Raw genomic sequence first — 1,719 nt, forward strand, 5'->3', positions numbered from 1 at the left:
CAAAAATCCCATGTCTATCACTCCATGCGCCCCCAGCTGATTCAAGCCGCGGCAAGGTTGCACATGGGTCAATTCTCAATGACAATTTCTGCTGGTGCCGGGTCAGTTCTCAATGACAATCAACAGCTTACCATCGACATGCAGGATGCAATCTTTGAATGTTTCGGCGGATTATTGGAAGCCATCATCGATGATGCGATCGCGGCGGGCACCTATGAGGTCGGGCTGGAGACTTTGCGGGCCGAAAAGTTTGAGATCATCGACCGAAACGTGATCTTCGAGCATGCGGCCACGGGTGCCAAGGCGACCGCCCTGACGGTTGAGCGCACAGACCGCAACCACCCGCTCACCCTTGAGGAGGTTAAAGCGTTCTGCCACAGATCGTCGAATGCTCGGCTGATGCTCAACCGAAAATCTGATCGCGCGGCCGTCTTGATCCCGACCTCGAGCCTGATGACCGAAGAGGGCGAACCGATCGCCCGGGTCGAGTTGGTGCGGCCCATGGCGAAAGACCGGATGCTGGAGCTCGAACTGCCAGCCTCCCATTGGGAGGATGTTAAGGGCCTCGAATTCGAGCGGGCCTGGGCGAAGGAAGTCGACGAGGTGCCGGAAACATCCGTCTCCAGGCTCACGCTCATTTCGGGGCTGTTGCTGCCGATCTGGGATCGTCTGCCGACCGACAACATGCGCATCTATCGGCTGCAGACCGAGGATGGCGAGCGCGCCATCGGACGGATGGTAACGCAGGACCAGTTGGCCAATGTCTATGCGGCCCTCGGCCTCGACTGTGCGGTTGACCTCACACCCGCGGAGATTCTCGATGCTGTCCTCGAACGCGGGCAAAGCCTGCCGCTCTCCGGCGGTCTCACCCTGCGCCGGTCGCGGGTCATGAGCGCGTATCGGCTGGAACTCACCGGTTACAATGTTGCCGCGTTGGAAAGCTACAAGGCGATGGGATGCTTCACCGAGATCATCTCCTGGGCCACGCGGCTGTTCGTCCCGACAGATAATGCCCATGTCGTCGACCAGATCATGACGCGCCACAAGATCACGGCAGCCGGAACCAGGGAAAGGAGTGCGGCATGACCAGGTTCGCAAAGCTGGATCCGGGCGCGATTGCAAGCGGTCTCGCCCGAGACACGGAAGCGTTTTGCCGACATTGGTTTCCGGAAGGGCGCAAGGTCGGCAATTACTGGCAAATGGCGGATATCTCGGGTGCCAAAGGCCGGAGCTTGACGATTCGGCTCAGAACTCATGGCGGTAGACAAGCTGGTAAGTGGACCGACTATCAGAATGGCGATCACGGCGACCTGCTCGATCTCTTGCAACATCAGCTTGAGCCGGTGGCCTATCCCGACCTTTTGCGGCGGGCCGCTGACTATCTCGGCGAGGCACCCGTGATGCGGAATGACTGGCCGAACCATGACGAAGCACCAGCGGCCTCAAATCGTCAGGCGGCAGGACGCCGATTGTTTTCTTATGGCAGGCCAATCAATAACACCTTGGCCGAGGCCTACCTGCGCGGTCGTGGTATCGCCCGGTTCGGACCGGCGCTCGCGTTTCATCGGGGCGTCTATCTCAGAGCCGAGGATGGTGCGGATTTCAAAAATACCGGACAGCGATTACGCTAATTCCCGGACAGCCGTTTCAGTAATTCCCGGACAGCTCGGGCACGGCTGATCATCTGCCTGCGATCATGTTTCGGTTCGGATAGTTTCG

The 1,719-nt window shown here is 59.2% G+C and carries 1 protein-coding gene and 1 pseudogene; both read left to right on the forward strand.

Annotation, left to right across the window (positions count from 1 at the left end):
* Positions 1 to 1,086 (forward strand): annotated as a pseudogene (locus tag DQ230_RS16785) (methylase); the annotation flags it as partial.
* A complete protein-coding gene (locus tag DQ230_RS16790; RefSeq protein ID WP_113913698.1) occupies positions 1,083 to 1,631 on the forward strand; it encodes a DUF7146 domain-containing protein in 549 nt (182 codons plus the stop codon). The pseudogene DQ230_RS16785 and the gene DQ230_RS16790, both read left to right, overlap by 4 nt.
* The last annotated feature ends 88 nt before the right edge of the window (positions 1,632 to 1,719 follow it).

Origin of the sequence: Roseovarius dicentrarchi, from assembly GCF_003316635.1 — a bacterium.
GTDB classification, from domain to species: Bacteria; Pseudomonadota; Alphaproteobacteria; order Rhodobacterales; family Rhodobacteraceae; genus Roseovarius; species Roseovarius dicentrarchi.

Bases quoted from the DNA above. Each gene is read 5' to 3' on its own strand.
- DQ230_RS16790 (WP_113913698.1), top strand. From the start codon at position 1,083: ATGACCAGGTTCGCAAAGCTGGATCCGGGCGCGATTGCAAGCGGTCTC.